Source organism: Vibrio sp. 10N.222.47.A9, assembly GCF_963872585.1.
GTDB classification, from domain to species: domain Bacteria; phylum Pseudomonadota; class Gammaproteobacteria; order Enterobacterales; family Vibrionaceae; genus Vibrio; species Vibrio splendidus.
Map to the genome: position 1 here is coordinate 195,472 of NZ_CAWNBB010000104.1, position 19,655 is coordinate 215,126.

The window sequence follows — 19,655 nt, forward strand, 5'->3', positions numbered from 1 at the left end:
TAATGTCGATGAAATTTTGGGCAGGAAATCCCATTTTTGTCGTCCTTCTCATGCTTGTGATAATGTAAAAAGTGAAATTGCGACCCGCTTAACATCTCATTTTTAGTTACATTGATTGCATATCAAGGCTTCGGTATTTTTGCTTCAATCTCATTAGCCAATGGACGGAAGCTGTGCCTGTTAAAGCCTTTGCAAAACAAATATCTGCTACTCGCGACCACCGTCTGTTGGCAGAATCTCTTTTTGGTTACCTTGTTGAGGTACTTGCCCCAAAAGGGATCGGAGTATTTACCGAGCCAACACCAGAAGGCGATTCGTTACCCTTGTTTTGTTGCGGTGAGCTTACCTCCCTCGACAAGTATCCCTCAACATTTTGGCCTTGGGTTTCCCAGTTTGATACCGCAGATGGTGTGCTTCCAATGTCTATCAATACTTGTAAGTGGGAACACATGGAGGTGCTGGGTGGTGAGTCGCTCATCATGATGCTAGACAACGCGCCTGCCTGCAGAACTTATTTAATTGTTCAAAATTGCAATGCTCAGCAGATCAACCAAACGTTCGACCAAGATCTTGATGTCCTTCAACTAGCCGCAGCTCGCTGGCAGTGTATTCGTGCTGAAAAGAACGCTGCGCTGGAGATAAAATACAGAGACACACGTGAAGCGCAGTACCTGGATGAAATTAAGCTGCGAGAGCTATTTGTTGAGAACATGAAACTAGTCCATCAGGTCGCGTTAGAGCTTTCTAATCCTGACTCTTTGGATGCTTTGTATAAGGCTTCTGTTGAGGCAGTGCGCGACCGTCTAGGCTTTGACCGTGCGATCTTCATGTTACTCGATATGAAAAAGCGCTGCTTTAGTGGCACTTACGGCACCGATGAGCGGGGAAAAACTAACAGCGAGTATCATACTCAGTACGATTTACATCAACTTGAAGCCGAATACATTGAGGCGTTGTCTGACAATCACATCAACCTAGTTATTATTGAGAAAGCGCCGCTATACACCGAAGGCAAGGTCGTAGGGCAAGGTTGGAATGGCATGTTGATCTTACGTGAAGGGGATAAACCCGTCGGTTGGATCGCAATGGACAATTACATTCACCGTTCACCCATCACTAATTATCAAAAGCAGATGCTTGAATCCTTTGGTTCTCTGCTTTCTCAGATCTACATCCGCAAACGGCAAGAACAGAACATCCGCATGTTGCACTCAAGCATGGTGGAGTTGTCTCGCTGCGATAGCGTCAGTGAAGTGTGTAAATCGGCGGTGAGCTTTGCGATTCAGCATTTAGGCATCGACCGACTGGCCGTTTTCCTCACCGATAAACATTGCAGTTACATGCAAGGCACGTGGGGCACGGACATAAAAGGCGACATTGTCGATGAATCTTATTATCGCTCAGAGCTGGTGGAGCGTGACATTGTAGCCGCAGCTCGCGCTTGCCCTAATCAAGTTGCCTTTGAAGAATCGGTGCCTATCTATCACGATTTCAATATTGTGGGTGTCGGTTGGACGGCCATGACAATGCTCACCACCAATACGGGCGATCCGATTGCGTTCATTGCGGCAGATAACTTACTGACCCGAAGCCCTTTAACGTCACAATTACGCGAAGTGATACGTATCTTTGCTTCTAGCCTTGCTGAAGTATTGCAAAGAACGATGGCACAAGAGGAGCTTAAAAAGCTCAATGAGACACTTGAACAGGAAGTCAGCAAACGAACTAAGGAGTTGGAGTTGGCGAACGAACAGTTGGAAGTTATTTCTAAGCTCGATCCTCTGACTCGCCTTGGTAATCGCCGTATGCTGACTCAGGTTTTAGAGGACTTGAATTGTGACGAGCAGGGTGTATTTGCCACACAACAAGATGTCACATTTGGGTTGATTCTCGTCGACCTTGATCATTTTGGTTTATACAACAGTGTTTATGGTCACACTGAAGGTGACGCTGCTCTGCGTACGATCGGTAAAATATTAAACGATCATGTATACAGCGATAAAGAAACTTTCTGCCGAATTGGAGGCGAGGAGTTTATGTTATTGATGATCGGAACCAGTCATGCGACAACCAAGCAGCGAGCTGAGTCGATTCGTCGATGTATTGAAGAGGCGAAAATCCTCCATTGTGAAAGTACTACCAGCCAATATTTAACTGCGTCTGTCGGTTATGCGTCGATCACCTCTGATCAACACCAGTTCGACTTCGATCTATTGTATGGAAAGGCAGACAAGGCCTTGTATCAAGCTAAAGATTCAGGGCGAAATAGAATTGTCTCTGCTTTAAAGCGAAGAAAGGTTGCGACGCCACTGACTTAGTGTGGTATTTATTTTTCTGCTCTTAAAAACGAATGAAGCCGTGATGATCATAATGTGGTCATCACGGCTTCGTTCTTTTTTGCTTACTTAGATTTTCTGCTTAACTAGCGTTCTGCTTACTTAGATCGCTGGTTAATTAAAGCCTTTCTAATGTGCTCTTGTGTGCTTTGCTCAACATGCGTTTTGGCTTCTTAACTGCTTTGATTGCTAAAGTCGGATCCCATGACTGACTTGGTGAACCAGCTTCAGCATAGAGGCTTTGGTTGAGCTTGCTGAGCTCGGTTTCAATTGCTTGTAACGTCTCACTACTCAAGTCTGAGTTTTCTGTTTGCCACTGCTCAAACAAGGTTCTCGTCACCACCCCATCTTTCGCTTTCAGAGCTGTGATAAGCGCTTTTTCTGCATCTGATTGACGTTCATCTTGGTGCTTTGGTTTTACTGCGGTACCGCGGTGTGACCAGAAGTACAACGCAACCGCAGAGCTGATTAACCACAAGGCAGCGAACAGCGCGGTTAGGTAAGGCCATATTCCTGGGTTATCAACGGTAACAATCGTCGGCCTAACTTGTTGAGTTGGTGTCTCCATAACAGGAGCTGGCGAGCTTGAGCTAGCGCGTTCACTTGCCTGAACCGACAACTCAAGACCAAGAGCTTTACTGGTTTCTTGTGATTGTGAGTCTGTGTTAAACCAAGCTTGAGAAACATCAGGCAGAGAGATGCTTCCTGATTCCTTAGGGATTAGTACTTGCTTATAGACAACGACAGCATCACCGGATTGGGTGGTGCCAAATTGAGGTTTCTCTTCATAAACACGTACCGATTTAGGGTAGGGAATGTTCAGCTTTGGCAATTGGTGCTGGGTCAAATTACTGGCTGTCATGGTGATGGTTCGAGTTAAAGAATCACCCGCTTCCATTTCAAGTGGCTTGCTATCACTGCCTAAACCTTGGTTACGTGTTAACTCGTTACCTTGGCTATCTGACCACTTCTGAATCAACTTGAAGTTCGATGTGGGTAACCACTCACCTCGATAGCCTTTTGGCACGTTTTTCACGGTTACATCTAGGGTTTCGACAGGTGTATCGAGTTGGAAAAGGCGTGTTTTACTTGAGTTGTTGGTTGAGTAAACAACCGCTCCTGTTAACTTCGGTCCAAGCAGTTTAAATTGCCCTGCTTGTTGTGACGATATATGGAAAGATTGCTGAACAACCGTGACTTCTTGTCCGTTGATAACATCTTGAAATTGCTTTGACTCTCCAATTGGTTCCACATCTAATTGCGCTGAACTTGGCGGCGCAATTTTAGGATCTTGCAGTCTTCTAGGATCAGCCTTAATGATGAGTTTTACATCAAGCTCCGCGACCTCTTGAGGGTACAGCGAGTCTTTACTCAGATTAAGTTGAAACTCGGCCATATCACTCTGCTTTGGAGCGGCTTTATTAACCGAAACGTTGATGGTGATCGGTTGGGTTTTTGCGCCGTCAATATCAAAGCTAGGAATCTCAAATCGGCCTAATCGAAGTGGGGCAAGGGTAATATTCCATTCGCTAGACACAGTACGGCTGCCATTTACGATTCGCATCGACGACCCAAATCTTGGGGTGCTGACGTAAAAATCCTTCTGAAGGGGGGATAGATCTAAAGCACCGGACGATACTTTTTCATCGGTCGCTACTCTAAGTAGGAAGACTTCATCTTTGGTCACTCTGTTTTGGGAAACACTGGCAACAGCGGTTGCTGCTAATACAGAATGTGACGAGAAAACACCGATTAGCAGTGTCAGTAGTATTGATAAAAATGGCTTGTTTAAAAATCGCATGGTTACCACTTTTTGTTTTGGTTGTTGGGAGCACTTTTTTGTCGTGCTTGTAGAATCATTTGCGCTTTAAGCAGTTGGCTCGGATCTCGAGCGCTTTCTACTTGCTCAAGTTTTCGCATATCAGGATCGCTCGATATAGGCTGACCTGACACTTGTGTTGCGGCTTGTTGAGCATTGCTATCACTGTCTTCCTTTGCAGCTTTTTGTGCTTGTGTAGTCTGAGATGCTGAGTCACCTTTGTCCTTTGGCTGTTTATCTGCTTGATCCGGTTTGTTTTGTTGCACAGCTTGCTTGTCGTTTTCTTCATCCGTCTTGGAATCAGAGCGGTTATCAGCTTGGCTTTGGTCAGTATTCTGAGCTTGGCTTTCACTTTGATCTTGCGACTTCCCATTGTCAGCTGAGCTTTGTTTTTGATCCTGCGAGTTTTGCGAAGAATCATTTTGCTGACCTTGCTGACCTTGCTGACCTTGCTGACCTTGCTGGTCTTGTTCATTTTGGTCTTTGGACTCAGAATCGTCTTGCTGTTGCTGTTGCTGTTGCTTCTGGGCCTGTTCGACGATTTCTAGGTTCTTCTTCGCGTAAGCATGGTCAGGGTTGCTTTCGAGAATACGTTGATACTCTTCAATCGCTTGGTCGTACTTGCCTTGCTTTGCTTGTGCGTTGGCTAGGTTGTAGCGAGCATCTTCGCCAGAAAGACCTTGTAGCGTCTGTTCGGCCGCTTCGAAATCACCGGCTTTGTATTGCGCAATGCCTTTCCATTCTTGCTGTTCGAACTGTTCTGCGGCTTGTTGAAAATCCTCATCTTGATACAACTGATAACCCACTTGGTCATCGGTTTTCCAAGGGTTCGCAAACGCAGTATTCGGTTGGCTGAACGAGACAAGCACAGCTAGGCCACACCAAATGACCCCTTTTCGAAATAGCCCAAGTGCAGGAAGTAACAGAAACGGCAATAGCCAGAAACCGTTGTTAACTCTGGTATTGAGTGAGTTATTGGTCTTGGTGACTTCTGATGTCGTAGCAATTCGGTCGAGATAATTCGCAATGTGCTCAACATCTGAGTTATCAAATTGAACCTCAGTAAAAGTGCCACCATAGCTGCGTGTAAGCTCACGCATGTTATTTAAGTTGGTTCTTGCGACCACGGTTTGTCCCGAGTCGGTTTTCAGCATCGAGCCGCTTGGTAGAGAGATCGGCGCACCGCTTTTCGTTCCTACCGCTAGAATCGACAATGTCCAATTGCCACCTGAGAGTAGGGAATCGATCTCTTGCTTCTCTTGGTCGTCGATATCATCCGCAATCAACACCAAGTCACCGTGGTAGATATGAGCACGAGTCATCATCTCAATGGCGAGTTTGACTGCTGACGCAGCATTGCCGCCTTGGAAGGGCATGATATCTGGTGATAGGTTGGGTACCAGGTTCTTGATGGTGTTGATGTCAGACGTTAGCGGACTAATGGTGTAAGCATCACCTGCGTAGGCTACCATTCCCGTTAGGCCTTCTTTCCATAACGAAAGCAGATCCAGAGCCTTGTATCGCGCCTGTGTTAAACGGTTTGGTTTAATGTCAGTGGCATACATAGACATCGACATATCCATGATCACAACTCGCGCCTGCGTTTTTTCAAAGCTCGGCTGTTCATTTTTTTCAAAGCTTGGTCCAGCCAACGCGATGACACCGACTATCCACCAAATGCCAAAGTAAGTACTACGATTTTTCGATGGCTTGCTCGATTCAGGAGCCAAGTAGCGGGCGATATGTGACGCTAATAATCCTTGCTTCGATTGTCTTTTGCTAAGCCACCAAATAGCGGGTAGCGCGGCAAGAGCCAAGAACCAATATGGGTAGATAAAAGTAAAGTTAGACATTGTTTCTCCTAATGGCTAACAGCATAAATGCGAAGAACATTGCCGCCGACAGTGGCCAGACAAACCACTCTCGTTGTGGTCGCCAGATCTTAGTGGCGTTCGTCACGGGTTCTAATTGGTTGATGGTGTCGTAAATCGTTGCCAGCTCTTTGCTGTCACGCGCACGGAAGTATTGACCGCCAGTGCGCTTGGCGATTTCCATTAGAGTACGCTCATCCAAGTCTTGAGCAGTATTGACCTTACGAGTCATGAAGAACTCTTTGACCATCATTTCACCCGCACCGACACCCACAGTGTAAATTGTGGCGTCGTATTTCTTTGCAATGTCCGCCGCTTCTAGTGGATCTAATACCCCCGCGGTATTGCTGCCGTCACTGAGTAGAATCATCACACGCTGAGGTGCGTCGCTGTCGACAAAGGTTTTGGTGGCAAGGCCAATACCATCACCGATCGCAGTTTGAGTACCAATCAGCTTTAGCACAGCCTGATTGAGTTGCTGTGACAGCGTGTCTCTATCTAACGTCAGTGGCGTCTGCAGATAGGCGTGATCAGCAAATAACACCAGTCCGACTCGGTCACCTTTGCGTCGCTCAATAAAGTCACTCAATACATGTTTTACTGCAGATAAGCGGTCGATGTACTCGCCATTGAACTGCATGTCCTCTTGGCTCATCGATCCGGAGAGGTCGACAACTAACATTAAGTCTCGGTGCTTGGGCTGAAATTCAACCGGTTCGCCGTACCAAACTGGACGTGCCATTGCCGTCAACAATAAAAGCCAGATGATGACCGACAAAGCTTTGGGTAAGCGGCTGCTCGGCGTTTTGGTCTTGCTGTCTTCTGGTAGAAATGGAAGCCTTAGGGCACTGCTTGATTCTGACCTTGGCGAGAACAAGTAAACGAGCAACGGCAGTGGCGCGATGAAGAACATCCACCACCAAACGAACTCGATGTTTAACAAGTTAGTGCTTAGAAAATCACTCATAACGACCTCGCTTTGGAGGAAGGGCTTTACGAAGCCAGGTTTCGCAGTCATTAACCAATTGCTGTTGAGCCTTTTTCTGTTCGTCGCTCATTAAGGCTGTATCTTGGTAGAGCGCTTGTTGCCATTGCGATTGTTTTGCGGCGAACAACGGCTTCGCCAATTGCGCATCTAAGAACGCCAACCAATCGTCACTAGATAAGCCTGCCACTTTGTCGCGTGGAAAATAGCTCAGTGCAGCCTGACGAACGATGTCTTGAGCTGCACTCGGAGACAAGGTATTTGAAGGCTGACTATTACGAAAGCAAGCAAGAGCTTCGTTCTTCGCGTATTGGTTCTTTTGTCTGTGTTTTACAATGAAAAATACTAAGGCGATCAGAACAATGGCCGTGATAATGATTAACCACCAACCCCATGCCAAAGGCCACCATGACGGTGCGCTTGGCGTAATAATAGGGCTCAAGTCGAGAGGTTGATTCATGACTGAACTCCTGATACTTGGCTCATTAACGATTGCGCACAAGACAATGAACTGTATGGGATCGCCAAAGAAAGGCTCATTTGCATAAGCTGTTGTTGTTTCAGATCGAATGCATGACTGAGCTTTTCCTTTTCCTTACTGGATGAAAAGTTAAACCATTGGGTTTTATTGCCGTCGGTGATCTGTTTTGAACCTTTGAAAGCAGTGACACCTTGCTCTAAAGGATCGTAAAAATGCACCAAGCGAACTCGATTATGTCGACGTATTTGATTGATAAGTGAGTAATTACTTTCGTTATAGCGGACGAAATCACTGAGCATAATGATATCGCTTCCTTTCGGGCAAAGCTGGTGAAGAGACTTCAGCCCATGCTCTAAGGTTGTGCCGCTGTGATTGTCTGGATTGGTCAGCGCTGCGTTATTGATTTCTATGACTTTTTGCAAAATACGCAACGGAGCGTGGTTGCTAGCACTGGGTTTAATCTCAATGATCTCTTGGCCAGTATCTATCACTGCGCCAATACGGTCTTTTTGAGCGACGGTTAACCAGCAAAGTTGGCTGGCAAAGTGCGCGAGTTGAACCGATTTAAGCAACAAGGTTGAGCCGAAAATCATACTGCTCGACAGATCTAAGAACAAAATCACAGGCTGTTCTCTTTCTTCAGAAAACAGTTTGGTGTGTGCTTTGCCTGTTCTCGCCGTGACGCGCCAATCAATGCTGCGGATATCGTCACCCGCCTGATATTGACGAACCTCAGAGAAATTCATGCCGCGACCTTTACGATTGCTCTCGTGTTGCCCGTTTAGTTGCGACCACAGGCTCTTGGCTGGAGGCAACCAGCGAACAGACTGCGCTTTGTATTGCAGCAGTTCGTTTAGATTCAACGTGACACCGTCACTATGGTTAGGTAATTGATTATTCATGCGCGTATCCCTATGCGCTACCAACCAACGAGATAAGGTGTGCGATCACTTGGTTTGCAGTGACCCCTTCGGCTTGTGCGTGGTAGCTACGCAGTAGACGGTGGCGTAATACAGGGAATGCCATCGCTTGAACGTCTTGTGGAGTGACGTAGTCGCGACCAGCAAGCCAAGCGTGAGCGCGGGCACAACGGTCTAACGCAATGGTGGCACGCGGGCTAACACCCATGTCTAACCATTGATCGAGTTGGTCGCTGTATTGCTTAGGTTGGCGAGTCGCCATTACCAGCCTGATTATGTACTGCTCAATGGTGTCTGCCATGTGAATGTTGAGCACTTCTTGGCGAGCTTCGAAGATAGTTTGTTGAGAAATAGGCTCTGGTTGAACAGGTTGATTGCCTTGAGCTTCGCCTCTGTTTAGGCGCAAGATCTCCAGCTCACTTTCCATGTCTGGATAAGCCACTTCTAAATGCAGCAAGAAACGGTCTAATTGAGCTTCTGGCAGCGGGTAAGTGCCTTCTTGCTCAATTGGGTTTTGCGTTGCCATCACCAAAAATAGATCAGGTAGGGCATAGGTTTTTCGACCTGCGGTCACTTGTTTCTCGGCCATCGCTTCTAACATCGCAGCTTGTACTTTCGCAGGAGCACGGTTGATCTCATCCGCTAGAATTAACGAGTTAAAAATCGGGCCAGATTGGAAGGTGAACTCTCCGGTTTCGGGACGGAAAATATCGGTACCAGTTAGGTCGGCAGGCAATAGGTCAGGGGTAAATTGAATACGGTGAAAATCTCCCTCGACACAGTCAGCCAGTGACTTTACTGCACGGGTTTTTGCCAACCCGGGAGGCCCTTCAACAAGGATATGACCATCTGCCAGTAAGGCGATCATCAGTTGCTTAACGAGCTCTTGCTGACCAATGATTTGAGACTCTAAATAGTTTTGAAGGATTTCGAAGTTATTTTTATGCATTTTTGGACTCTCTGGGGGCCATTTGATTCTTATTTTGAGTATTGGTCACTTATTAATAGGAAAAAGTTCCAGTACATTTGCGGAATTTATTTTTTCAAAATTGGAAAGATTTACAAGTGTTTAGCCAAAAACATCGTTAGGGTGTGATTATTACCATATCAATTGGTTTTTATATACAAAAGCTCGGGGGGAGGTCGTTGTTTGAGTGCGGTTAGATCTAAGGGCCGTGAGCTAAAATCGATTCTCGACAGTACGATATTTGCTCAGTTAATTCATATCTAATCTGAATGGTTTTTATTGTTACATTATATTTGCAGTTTTTTTGAGAGAAAAGTCTCTAGTTTTACTGGTTTTGGCCGATACATCACTCAGATTGTGCATTGCTTGTTGGAGTGCACTAAAAAAGTCCTGTTCAGGGTATACCAATAATGAGCGATTCTTTTAAAGGTCCAAATATGTTTAAAACTAACTCTCTGAGTATCAAACAAAAAGTTGTACTTGGAATTACCTTTGCGGTTCTTGCATCGACAGTGATTGTCGGCGCGATGGCACAACAGCAAGCAAGAGATGTATTGAGTCACCGTTTGGTTGATATTGAGCTTCCCGGTATGTTGGAGCGAATCAATGGTGAAATTGACCGTGAAGTCTCTCAGTTATTGTTAGCTGCGGAGCAAATTGCTTCAAATGAATTCATTTCTGATGCTATCGAATCGACCGAGCGCGATGCCGCGCTAGAGAATAAGCTGGTTAAACAACTGAACAATGTTCGCAACCAATATCAGTTGAACGATGCCTCGGTGGCGAACCGTCAAACAGCTTACTACTGGAACCAAGATGGTTTCTTACGCCAGCTAAACCAACAACAAGACGGTTGGTTCTTTGGCTTTACGCAATCTGGACAGCCAACCATGGTGAGCATGTTCCAAGAAGTGAATGGCGAAGTGAAGATGTTTGCTAACTATCAGCAGCCTTCTGGTTTAGCGATGTCTGGTCTATCAAAATCGATGGACGACATGGTTAACCTGCTGAACGGTTTCAAGATTGAAAATACAGGCTTTGTATTTTTGACCGATAGCCAAGGTGATGTACAAATTCACCGTGAGCGTTCTCGCAGTGATTCTTCGCTTCAACAACTTTACGGAACTCAATCAAGCCAACTATTGAACAAGTCGGGCTTCAATCTGATTACCACTGAGAGCCAAGGACAAGAACTGTTTGTGGCGAGTTTGTATGTGTCGTCAATGGACTGGTTCGTTATTGGTGTGGTACCAACAGGTGAAGTGTTTGCTGAGCTCGATGCGACTGCGCAGAAGATGCTGATCATGACTGCTATCGTGGCTTTAGTCTTTATCCTAATGGGCGTAGTTCTGGCAAACAGCATTACTCAACCAATTAAACTTCTGGCTAAGCGATTCGGTGACCTTGGCGAAGGTGATGGCGATCTGGCGCAGCGTATCGAAGTGAAGGGCAACGATGAAATTGCACAGCTTTCAAAAGGTTTTAATGGATTCATTGAAAAGATTCACGAGTCTATGAAAGAAGTATGCTCGACAAGCCAAGCGCTTCAAGTGGCGGCAGAGAGTGTTTCTAACAAAGCACACATCACCCACGATAATAGCCAAGAGCAACGTGATCAAACCCTTCAAGTAGTTGCTGCGATTAACCAAATGGGCATGACCATCAGCGAGATTGCATCGAACGCGGCAACAGCAGCAGAAACGGCAACACAAGCGTCAGGCAATACGGAAGTCGGTCGCTCTGTGGTGAACAAAGCAAAAGACGCGATCAGCCGTTTAGCGCAAGATATCGAAAGTACGGGTCAAGTGGTTGAACAACTTGCTTCAACAACACAAGATATCGGCTCCATTCTGGGTGTTATCCGCGATATTTCAGAGCAAACCAATTTACTTGCATTGAACGCAGCGATTGAAGCTGCGCGTGCCGGTGAGCAAGGTCGTGGCTTTGCCGTGGTAGCAGATGAAGTTCGTAACCTCGCAAGTCGTACAGCAGATTCAACGGAAGAGATTCAGAAGATGATCAACCAACTGCAAAGCGATGCTAAAGATGCAGTAGCAGCAATGAGTACAGGTAAAGTCATTACCCTTGAAGGTGTAGCTGCATCGGATGAAGCCGTAGATGTACTGGGTGGCATTTCAGACCGCATCGTAGACATCACCGATCGTAACACGCAAGTCGCAACGGCAACGGAAGAGCAATCAACCGTAGTTCACACCATTAACCAGAACATTGAAGAGATTAACGCAATCAATGAAGTGACAACGGGCACGGCTGAGCAGCTTGCTGAAGCGAGCCAAGAGCTTCGCGACCTTTCTTCTCGCCTAGATAAGATGGTTGGCTCGTTTAAGCTTTAATTCCTTTAAGCTGTAGCATGGCTTAGAAAGAGACATAGACGAAGAGCTGGATTCATTTAATCGTGAATCCAGCTCTTTTTATTTACGGGGTTGTTTTCTTCTAACTGGCCTTAGCTTGATCTGGTTTCGGGCTTTGCACTTAATCGCTCTAGCATCACAGAGCGTAAATGAGTAAAATCTGATTAGGTTTAATATTTAGGTAAGTATCATGAGCGATTTTGAAAAAGAACTAGAGCAGATGACTCAAGAGATGGGCGATGAGCCAGAAGTAAAACTGCCATCAATTGAAGAGCAAAAAGCGATCGTTGCTGAATTTAAGCGACTAGAAGCGGAAGGCAAACTAACACCAGAAGTGTTAGAAAAACATTTTGGCCAGTTCAACAAAACAAGTGATACGCCAATCCACTAAGTTTCTGCAGGGCAAACCTATATCGTTTAGGTAGGGTGGCTTTTTAGCTCAAATAAATAAAGGTCTAGCATCCGCTAGGCCTTTTTTATTACCGCTCGAAAAAGCTAACTGAGCGGTGCGCAAGACTAAACCATCAAAGCGAAGGTAGTTGGCGCCTTTAAACAAAAAAATCCCCCTTACTTGGTAAGAGGGATTCGATATGGGCAAGTTATATCTTAAAAAGGCGACCCGATTAGTCGGTGCCGTACTCTTTGTACAAGCGACGACATGCGCGACCATCGCTATGGAACAAGTGACAACGGTGCGCAGGAATACCAATCGCTAGTTTGTCACCAGACTCAATCGTCAACGTGTCTGGTTGGCGATAAATAACGTCAGCATCAGCACTTTCGAGGTTTAGGTACACTTGTGTTTCGTTACCTAGTTTCTCGACCATCATCACTTCAGCTTCAATCGTCGCATCACCTGTTTCAGCAGACAACAAGTGTTCAGGACGAACACCTAGAGACATACGGTCACCAGCATTGACAGTCGTACCATCAACTGGGATCCAGAAAGTCATACCGTTAGAAAGTTGAACTTGTACGCGTTCTGCTTCAGCTTGCTCGATGTGAACCGACATAAAGTTCATCTTCGGCGAGCCAATAAAGCCTGCCACGAAACGGTTTTTAGGGTAGTGGTAAAGATCAAGAGGTTTACCCACTTGAGAAACATAACCGCCATCAAGAACAACAATCTTATCGGCCATTGTCATCGCTTCCACTTGGTCGTGGGTAACGTAGATCATGGTGCAACCAAGTTGACGTTGTAGTTTAGTGATTTGCGAACGCATTTGAACACGCAACGCAGCATCTAGGTTAGATAGAGGCTCATCAAGTAAGAATACGTTTGGCTGAGAAACCAGAGTGCGACCGATAGCAACACGTTGACGTTGACCACCAGATAGGGCTTTAGGCTGACGCTCAAGAAGGTGACCAAGCTGAAGGATTTCTGCAGCATGTTCAACACGCTTATCGATTTCAGCTTTGTTAGCGTTCGCTAGTTTCAGGCCGAAAGACATGTTGTCGTAAAGGTTAAGGTGAGGGTAAAGCGCGTAAGATTGGAATACCATACCTACGCCACGCTTTGAAGGCTCAACGTCATTCATGCGTTGGTCGCCAATGTACAAATCACCAGACGTAATGTCCTCTAGACCTGCGATACAGCGTAATAGCGTCGATTTACCACAACCTGATGGTCCAACGAATACTACGAACTCACCTTCGTTGATGTCTAAGGTTACGTCCTTAGAAATCTGTACATCACCATATGATTTATAAACGTTTTTTAACGTGACACTCGCCATCTAGCTCGTCCTCGATCGATCAAATTTTAAGTTTTACTGCTTATCATTATAAGAAATTTTTGGGTCAGCAGTAACTGTAGGAATTGGTAAGTATTGAATGAGTAAGAAAAAAGTGGGTGAGACTTGGATTCTTTAACCAAGCCCACCCATCATAGCCAAACTGGTGCCTATTTCCCCCACATCCAGCTAAATCTCCCCCGTGATTCAATCACAGATTTAGCTCGATGCTTAATAAAGACAACAGCGGGCAGTGAAGCCAACTAAATGAACAGTGCGGTTACACACGACATTCGCTGGTAAAGGGTTCTTACTATCCACTCTTGGATGAATGCAGTTTCGGTGAATTGGCGCAATGGTACATCCTCCCAATGAAAATTTAACGAGGGGGAGTAGGAGGGGAGGAGTAGATAAATTGGGTTGCTCCCAATTAGCGATCCAGTTCAAATAAATTCACCCCATAACGGTGATGTGGATCACGATGAGTATGCACTTTGTGACTTCGCTCTCTAATCTGATCGGATGACGATCACGAAATTAAGCCATAATAGCTAGGGCGTAGTGGCTAGGATGATGAGTTAGGGGCTGTTTTCTCAGATCATAACCTCGAAAACTGGCTCGTCTTAATTGAATGCGCCCTACGTATAAATATAAAAAGGATATTGACATGAAAAACGCTCTAAGCGCTGTAGCTCTAGGCACAATTGTGGCTCTGGGTTCATTTGGTGCAAACGCTGCTATCGAAGAAGGTCAACTAACTATTTGGGTTGGTGGCGATAAAGCTTATGAAGGAATGGCTGAAGTAGGCAAACGCTTTGAAGAAGACACTGGTGTTAAAGTAACAGTAGCTTTCCCAGATAAACTAGAAGAGAAGTTCTCTCAAGTTGCAGCGGCTGGCGATGGCCCAGACATGATCTTCTACGCTCACGACCGTTTTGGTGGTTTTGCAGAAGCGGGTCTTCTTGCTGATATCAAACCTTCTAAAGAGACTAAAGAAGGTATCGTAGACTTCGCATGGGACGCTGTTTCTTACGAAGGTAAAACAATCGCTTACCCAGTAGCGGTTGAGTCAGTTTCTCTTATCTACAACAAAGCACTTGTTCCTAACCCGCCTAAGTCTTGGGAAGAAATCCCAGCACTTAACGCTGAGCTTCAAAAAGACGGTAAGAAAGCGATCATGTGGCCTCTACGTGGCGGCGCTTACTTCACATGGCCTCTACTAGCAGCTGACGGCGGTTATGCATTCAAACAAACAGCTGAAGGTTACGACATTAAAGATGCGGGCGTAGCGACTGATGGTGTTCAAAAGTCTCTAGGCTTCATCGAGAAGATGGTACAAGACAAAGTTATCTCTGCAGACATGGACTACTCAGTCGCTGAGTCTGAATTCGTTGCGGGTAACGTTGCAATGACAATCAATGGTCCTTGGGGCTGGGCAAACATCGAGAAAGCAGGCGTAGACTACGGCGTTGCAACACTGCCTAAGTTCAACGGTAAAGCGTCTAAGCCTTTCGTTGGTGTATGGGCAGGTGGTATCAGCACTGCTTCTCCAAACCGCGACCTAGCTGTTGAGTTCATGGAAAACTACCTACTCACTGATGAAGGTATGAAAAGCTTGAACGATGACAAACCACTAGGCGCAGTTGCTCTTAACTCTTTCCAACGTCAACTAGACAGTGACACGCGTATTGCCGCAACAATGGACAACGCGATGAACGGTGAAATCATGCCTAACATCCCTCAGTTCACTACATTCTGGTACAGCATGGAAGAAGCGATCGGCAACGTTGTTGATGGCCGCCAAACTGTTGATCAAGCGCTGAAAGGTGCTGAAGCTCGAATGACTAAGTAATACTCAAGTTCTACCTTTAAGGAGGGGGCAACCTCTCCTTACTTTTCTATTTTTTATCTATATCGTTAGCAGGTTCCTCTATGCAGTCAGTTCAAGGTTCAGATGCGATCCCGGCACCATCAAGCCTTCCAAGCAGTAAAAGCGTCTTCATCAAATGGGGGTTGCTTGGTAGTGTTGGCTTAATTAATGGCTACGCTACAATTTTAATGTATTCTCGCGGTGAGCTCGCATTTGCGCTTCTTACTGTGATCTTAACGGCTTTGGCACTTTACATTTTTGGCAGTAAGAAAACTTACGCCCACCGTTATATTTACCCAGGTATTGCCGGAATGATTTTATTCATTCTTTTCCCACTGGCATACACCGTCGGACTTGCGTTTACTAACTACAGCGCAAAAAACCAGCTCTCTCTAGAGCGTACTCAAACCGTTCTTTTAGACCGTTCATTCCAAAGCGGTGAAAGTTACCCATTTACTTTGTACAAAACAGATAACGGTCACCAGATCGTTGTGAAAGATGGCGACCAGCTGTTAGCAACTGATGTATTTTCTCTGGAAGGTATGACAGCAACAGAGATGGACCTATCTGCAATCGAATCTGTACAAGGTGAAAAAGAGAAGATCAAAGCGATCATCCAAAACCGTTCTGCGATCAGTGGTGTAGACTTCCACTTACCAGATGGTGATGATATCCGTATGAGTGGCTTGCGTAAGTTTGCTGCCGTCGCACCGCTTTACACCCTTCAAGGTGACGGTGAAACGTTAATCAACAATGAATCTGGTGAAGTATTGAAACCAAACATGGAAGTGGGTTTCTACCAACCGGTTGACGAGAAAGGAGAGTTTATTGGTAACACAATATCTCCAGGCTTTGTTGTAGACATCGGTACGGCTAACTTTGAACGTGTTTGGAAAGATGACGGCATTAAAGAACCGTTCATCAGCATCTTCATCTGGACTGTTGTATTTTCGATTTGTACGGTTGTTTTCACACTTGCCATTGGTCTGATTCTTGCGAATATTGTGCAGTGGGAAGAGCTAAAAGGTCGTTCAATCTACCGTGTTCTGCTGATTCTGCCTTACGCAGTCCCAGCATTCATCTCGATTCTTATCTTTAAGGGCCTATTTAACCAGAGCTTTGGTGAGATCAACATGGTGCTTGAGAGTATCTTTGGCTTAAGCCCGAACTGGTTCTCCGACCCGATTCTTGCGAAAACCATGGTGTTGATTGTTAACACTTGGCTAGGTTTTCCTTACATGATGATTTTATGTATGGGCCTATTAAAAGCGATTCCTGAAGATTTGTACGAAGCGTCAGCAATCGATGGTGCTAACTTTCTTGATAATTTCAAGAGAATCACATTCCCATTGATGATTAAGCCGCTTACACCGCTATTGATTGCAGCGTTTGCCTTTAATTTCAATAACTTTGTAATGATTCAACTATTGACGAACGGCGGCCCGAACATGATTGGCACTTCAGAGCCCGCGGGTTACACAGACTTACTCGTAAGCTACACCTACCGAATCGCATTCGAAGGCGGCGGCGGTCAAGACTTTGGTCTAGCAAGTGCTATCGCAACGCTTATCTTCCTATTGGTTGGTGCACTAGCGTTACTAAACCTTCGTTTCACTAAACTGACTCAAGATTAAGGAGCACGACAATGGCTATGGTACAAGGTAAAGGCCTTAAATACCGAGTGTGGGCAACGCATGCAGTGTTGTGGTGCTTCTTAGCGCTAATTATCTTCCCACTATTAATGATTATCGCTATCTCGTTCCGTGAAGGTAACTTCGCAACCGGTAGCTTGATTCCAGATAATCCATCTTTGGAACACTGGAAATTAGCTCTGGGTATGTCAGTGACCAACGCTGATGGTTCGGTAACGCCACCTCCATTCCCTGTACTTACTTGGTTGTGGAACTCGATAAAAGTAGCGGGTATTACGTCTATTTTGATTGTGGCGCTGTCTACTACATCGGCTTACGCATTTGCTCGTATGCGCTTCAAAGGTAAAGAAACTATTTTGAAAGCGATGATGGTTTTCCAAATGTTCCCAGCAGTATTGGCTTTGGTAGCGATTTACGCGCTGTTCGACAAACTTGGTCAATACATCCCGTTCCTAGGCTTAAACACGCACGGCGGTCTAATCTTCTCTTACCTAGGTGGTATCGCACTACACGTGTGGACGATTAAGGGTTATTTTGAGACGATTGATAATTCTTTGGAAGAGGCTGCAGCACTGGATGGTGCGACGCCGTGGCAAGCGTTCAGATTGGTTCTATTACCTCTGTCAGTGCCAATCCTAGCGGTTGTGTTTATTCTATCTTTCATTGGTGTTGTTGGTGAGGTACCTGTTGCTTCAATCCTATTATCGGATGTGAACTCTTACACGCTAGCAGTCGGCATGCAGCAGTACCTATATCCTCAGAACTATCTATGGGGCGACTTTGCGGCAGCGGCTGTACTATCAGCACTTCCGATTACGATCGTATTCTTACTTGCTCAACGTTGGTTAGTTGGCGGTTTGACGTCGGGTGGTGTAAAAGGATAAGCTGTACCCTATAAGAAAGACAAAGAGCGACCTTATAGGTCGCTCTGTATTGGCATTTTTATTACATCATTTGGTTTGGCCGCCGATCAGTAATAAAAATAACCCTCAGGTTACGCATAGCTGGCTACTAATCAGGTTCCTTACGCTATTAATGATTAGTGGTTTTTGTAACTCTAACCCAGGTATTTACTTGGGTTTTTTTATGCCTGCTACTTTTTACTTTTTGCTTTTTACTTTGTCCGGATGTTCGTTTTACCTGTCAGTTTTTGTGCTCATAGCTGCTTTAGCCATTAAAGTTTCGAGTCACTTCTCTCCCGAATCTCTCCTGCCTCATTCCTCTTACAGAAAGACATGAACGAGTCTCACAAATCAGACACTCAGTATAAAGGGCAGTTTCTCTATTGATATATTGCTAATATTTCAATGCGTGATACTTCAATGATTTGTATGCAACGATTAGCCTGATTGCACAGAAAATGTCTATAACGGCAGGCTACTGTTGATGCATCGCGAATAGCTATCACTCGTAGTTATTGGTTTGCTTGGAAGTATCTTTAGATTCAAAGATAAGGGGGAATCGGGTGTTGAGGTTAGAATTCTCTACTAGAAGGAGCACAGCCAAGATGCTGCAACAGCACATAGATGCTTTCTTGATCGAGTGCCACACGACGAAATAGATCCGCAAACGTCTGGTCACCACCAAAACAAGTTTGGATGTAGTGGTTAATTTCGTTGCTGTCGTAGCCTTCGACGTACAAAGTTCTAACCCATTGGTACTCAACCGCCTTTAAATTGTTGAGTGTAGATTCGCTAAGAGTGGGGCGTGTGACGCTCAAGAGTGGCTCCAGGAAATTCAAATACATCCATTATGATTGGCGGTATTTAAACAGAGCAAAATGACGACTTTATTACAGTCAAAATAAATCCGCGAACAAGTGCCGATTCATTTCAACCTTTGGCTGGGCATCACGCTCTCATAGGTCGTATTAGATCTACTGAGGCTTTGCTTGCAAAGATCGAGGGTATTAGATCAACCAATGCCAAGCAGGTGCTTGGCATTGTAATATGGTTTTGTAGCGTAGCGTGGTTGGTAAAGTTTACTTAAGGTACTTAACGTGTGCTTCCATCTCTTCACCGATCTGTTTTCGCATGTTCATTAGGCGAATAGCCGAATCTCTTAATTCGATGTCTTCTGGTGTTTCTGGCACCCACTCCGGCACCTTAGTCGGGTTACCATTTTCATCAACAGCGACCATAATAACGATACAGTGAGTCGTTAGGCGGTTGTTGAGTTCTTTAGGGTCGCTGGCTTGAACGTCGATAGCGATGTGCATAGAAGATGAACCGGTATAGATGACCTTCGCACTTACCTCTACAAGGTTGCCAACATGGATCGGAGCTACGAATCGAATCCCCCCTGCGTAAGCGGTAATACAATATTTACCACTCCACCCAGCAGAACAAGCGTAGGCTGCTAAATCGATCCACTTCATTGCTGCACCACCATGAACTTTACCACCAAAGTTCACATCCCCAGGTTCAGCTAAAAAACGCAGAGTAACGTCTCGTTTACCATCTGGTCGGTTATTGTTACTGCTCATCTATCTTCCTTCATTATTATTGTGCTGTATAACATGCTTGTTACTTGCTAATAACAATATACTTAAGATGACATAAATTAAAGCGGTGTTTCTCACGATTAAGACTATTTTTTCAAACGGGTGACGAACAGATGAATATTGATGTTTAAAGGCGGTAGAGGCGA

Annotated in this window: 15 protein-coding genes; 6 read left to right on the forward strand and 9 right to left on the reverse strand. The window is 45.3% G+C overall.

Translation table 11 applies throughout. From position 1 onward, the window contains the following. Positions 1-173: 173 nt before the first annotated feature. Positions 174-2,318 carry a sensor domain-containing diguanylate cyclase gene (locus AACT19_RS25140; protein ID WP_076649360.1) on the forward strand — a complete coding sequence of 715 codons (2,145 nt, stop codon included), beginning with the start codon at positions 174-176 and terminating at the stop codon, positions 2,316-2,318. A 136-nt stretch (positions 2,319-2,454) separates the two neighbouring features. Here the strand turns inward: AACT19_RS25140 and AACT19_RS25145 are convergent, their stop codons facing one another. Genes AACT19_RS25145 through AACT19_RS25170 form a run of 6 tightly spaced genes read right to left on the reverse strand, consistent with a single transcriptional unit; the run spans position 2,455 to position 9,361 of the window. After that, on the reverse strand, positions 2,455-4,137 hold the full coding sequence (locus AACT19_RS25145) for a BatD family protein (protein WP_076649362.1): 1,683 nt from the start codon (positions 4,135-4,137) through the stop codon (positions 2,455-2,457). A gap of 2 nt (positions 4,138-4,139) precedes the next feature. After that, a complete protein-coding gene (locus AACT19_RS25150) occupies positions 4,140-6,008 on the reverse strand; it encodes a VWA domain-containing protein (protein WP_076649364.1) in 1,869 nt (622 codons plus the stop codon). Further along, positions 6,001-6,993, reverse strand: a complete 993-nt coding sequence (locus tag AACT19_RS25155) for a vWA domain-containing protein (RefSeq protein WP_076649365.1) — start codon at positions 6,991-6,993, stop codon at positions 6,001-6,003. Before AACT19_RS25155 ends, AACT19_RS25150 begins: the two co-directional genes overlap by 8 nt. Beyond that, the gene (locus AACT19_RS25160) at positions 6,986-7,471 is read right to left on the reverse strand and encodes a DUF4381 domain-containing protein (protein WP_076649367.1); all 486 of its coding nucleotides are present in this window, start codon (positions 7,469-7,471) and stop codon (positions 6,986-6,988) included. The genes AACT19_RS25155 and AACT19_RS25160 overlap by 8 nt, the downstream gene beginning before the upstream one ends. Then, a complete protein-coding gene (locus AACT19_RS25165) occupies positions 7,468-8,394 on the reverse strand; it encodes a DUF58 domain-containing protein (RefSeq protein ID WP_076649368.1) in 927 nt (308 codons plus the stop codon). The genes AACT19_RS25160 and AACT19_RS25165 overlap by 4 nt, the downstream gene beginning before the upstream one ends. A gap of 10 nt (positions 8,395-8,404) precedes the next feature. After that, positions 8,405-9,361: an AAA family ATPase gene (locus tag AACT19_RS25170; RefSeq protein WP_017084836.1), complete on the reverse strand. Its 957-nt coding sequence runs from the start codon at positions 9,359-9,361 to the stop codon at positions 8,405-8,407. Positions 9,362-9,816: 455 nt separating this feature from the next. Here AACT19_RS25170 and AACT19_RS25175 point away from each other — a divergent pair, with 455 nt between their 5' ends. Next, positions 9,817-11,733 carry a methyl-accepting chemotaxis protein gene (locus tag AACT19_RS25175; protein WP_076649412.1) on the forward strand — a complete coding sequence of 639 codons (1,917 nt, stop codon included), beginning with the start codon at positions 9,817-9,819 and terminating at the stop codon, positions 11,731-11,733. A gap of 208 nt (positions 11,734-11,941) precedes the next feature. Beyond that, positions 11,942-12,142, forward strand: a complete 201-nt coding sequence (locus AACT19_RS25180) for a hypothetical protein (protein ID WP_004732016.1) — start codon at positions 11,942-11,944, stop codon at positions 12,140-12,142. Positions 12,143-12,374: 232 nt separating this feature from the next. Here AACT19_RS25180 and malK read toward each other — a convergent pair whose 3' ends face one another. Next, positions 12,375-13,487: a maltose/maltodextrin ABC transporter ATP-binding protein MalK gene (gene malK / locus AACT19_RS25185; protein WP_004732014.1), complete on the reverse strand. Its 1,113-nt coding sequence runs from the start codon at positions 13,485-13,487 to the stop codon at positions 12,375-12,377. A 664-nt stretch (positions 13,488-14,151) separates the two neighbouring features. Here malK and malE point away from each other — a divergent pair. The 3 genes from malE to malG all read left to right on the forward strand — a co-directional run bounded on the left by malE (position 14,152) and on the right by malG (position 17,890). After that, positions 14,152-15,336 carry a maltose/maltodextrin ABC transporter substrate-binding protein MalE gene (malE, locus tag AACT19_RS25190; RefSeq protein WP_004732013.1) on the forward strand — a complete coding sequence of 395 codons (1,185 nt, stop codon included), beginning with the start codon at positions 14,152-14,154 and terminating at the stop codon, positions 15,334-15,336. Between the two features lie 80 nt (positions 15,337-15,416). Further along, positions 15,417-16,988 carry a maltose ABC transporter permease MalF gene (gene malF, locus AACT19_RS25195; protein ID WP_004732011.1) on the forward strand — a complete coding sequence of 524 codons (1,572 nt, stop codon included), beginning with the start codon at positions 15,417-15,419 and terminating at the stop codon, positions 16,986-16,988. A gap of 11 nt (positions 16,989-16,999) precedes the next feature. Then, the gene (gene malG / locus AACT19_RS25200) at positions 17,000-17,890 is read left to right on the forward strand and encodes a maltose ABC transporter permease MalG (RefSeq protein WP_004732010.1); all 891 of its coding nucleotides are present in this window, start codon (positions 17,000-17,002) and stop codon (positions 17,888-17,890) included. A 590-nt stretch (positions 17,891-18,480) separates the two neighbouring features. Here the strand turns inward: malG and AACT19_RS25205 are convergent. After that, positions 18,481-18,753, reverse strand: a complete 273-nt coding sequence (locus tag AACT19_RS25205) for a hypothetical protein (protein WP_017079795.1) — start codon at positions 18,751-18,753, stop codon at positions 18,481-18,483. Positions 18,754-18,987: 234 nt separating this feature from the next. Beyond that, entirely contained in the window at positions 18,988-19,491 is a 504-nt protein-coding gene (locus AACT19_RS25210; protein WP_004732005.1) for an acyl-CoA thioesterase, read from the reverse strand. Positions 19,492-19,655 lie beyond the last annotated feature (164 nt).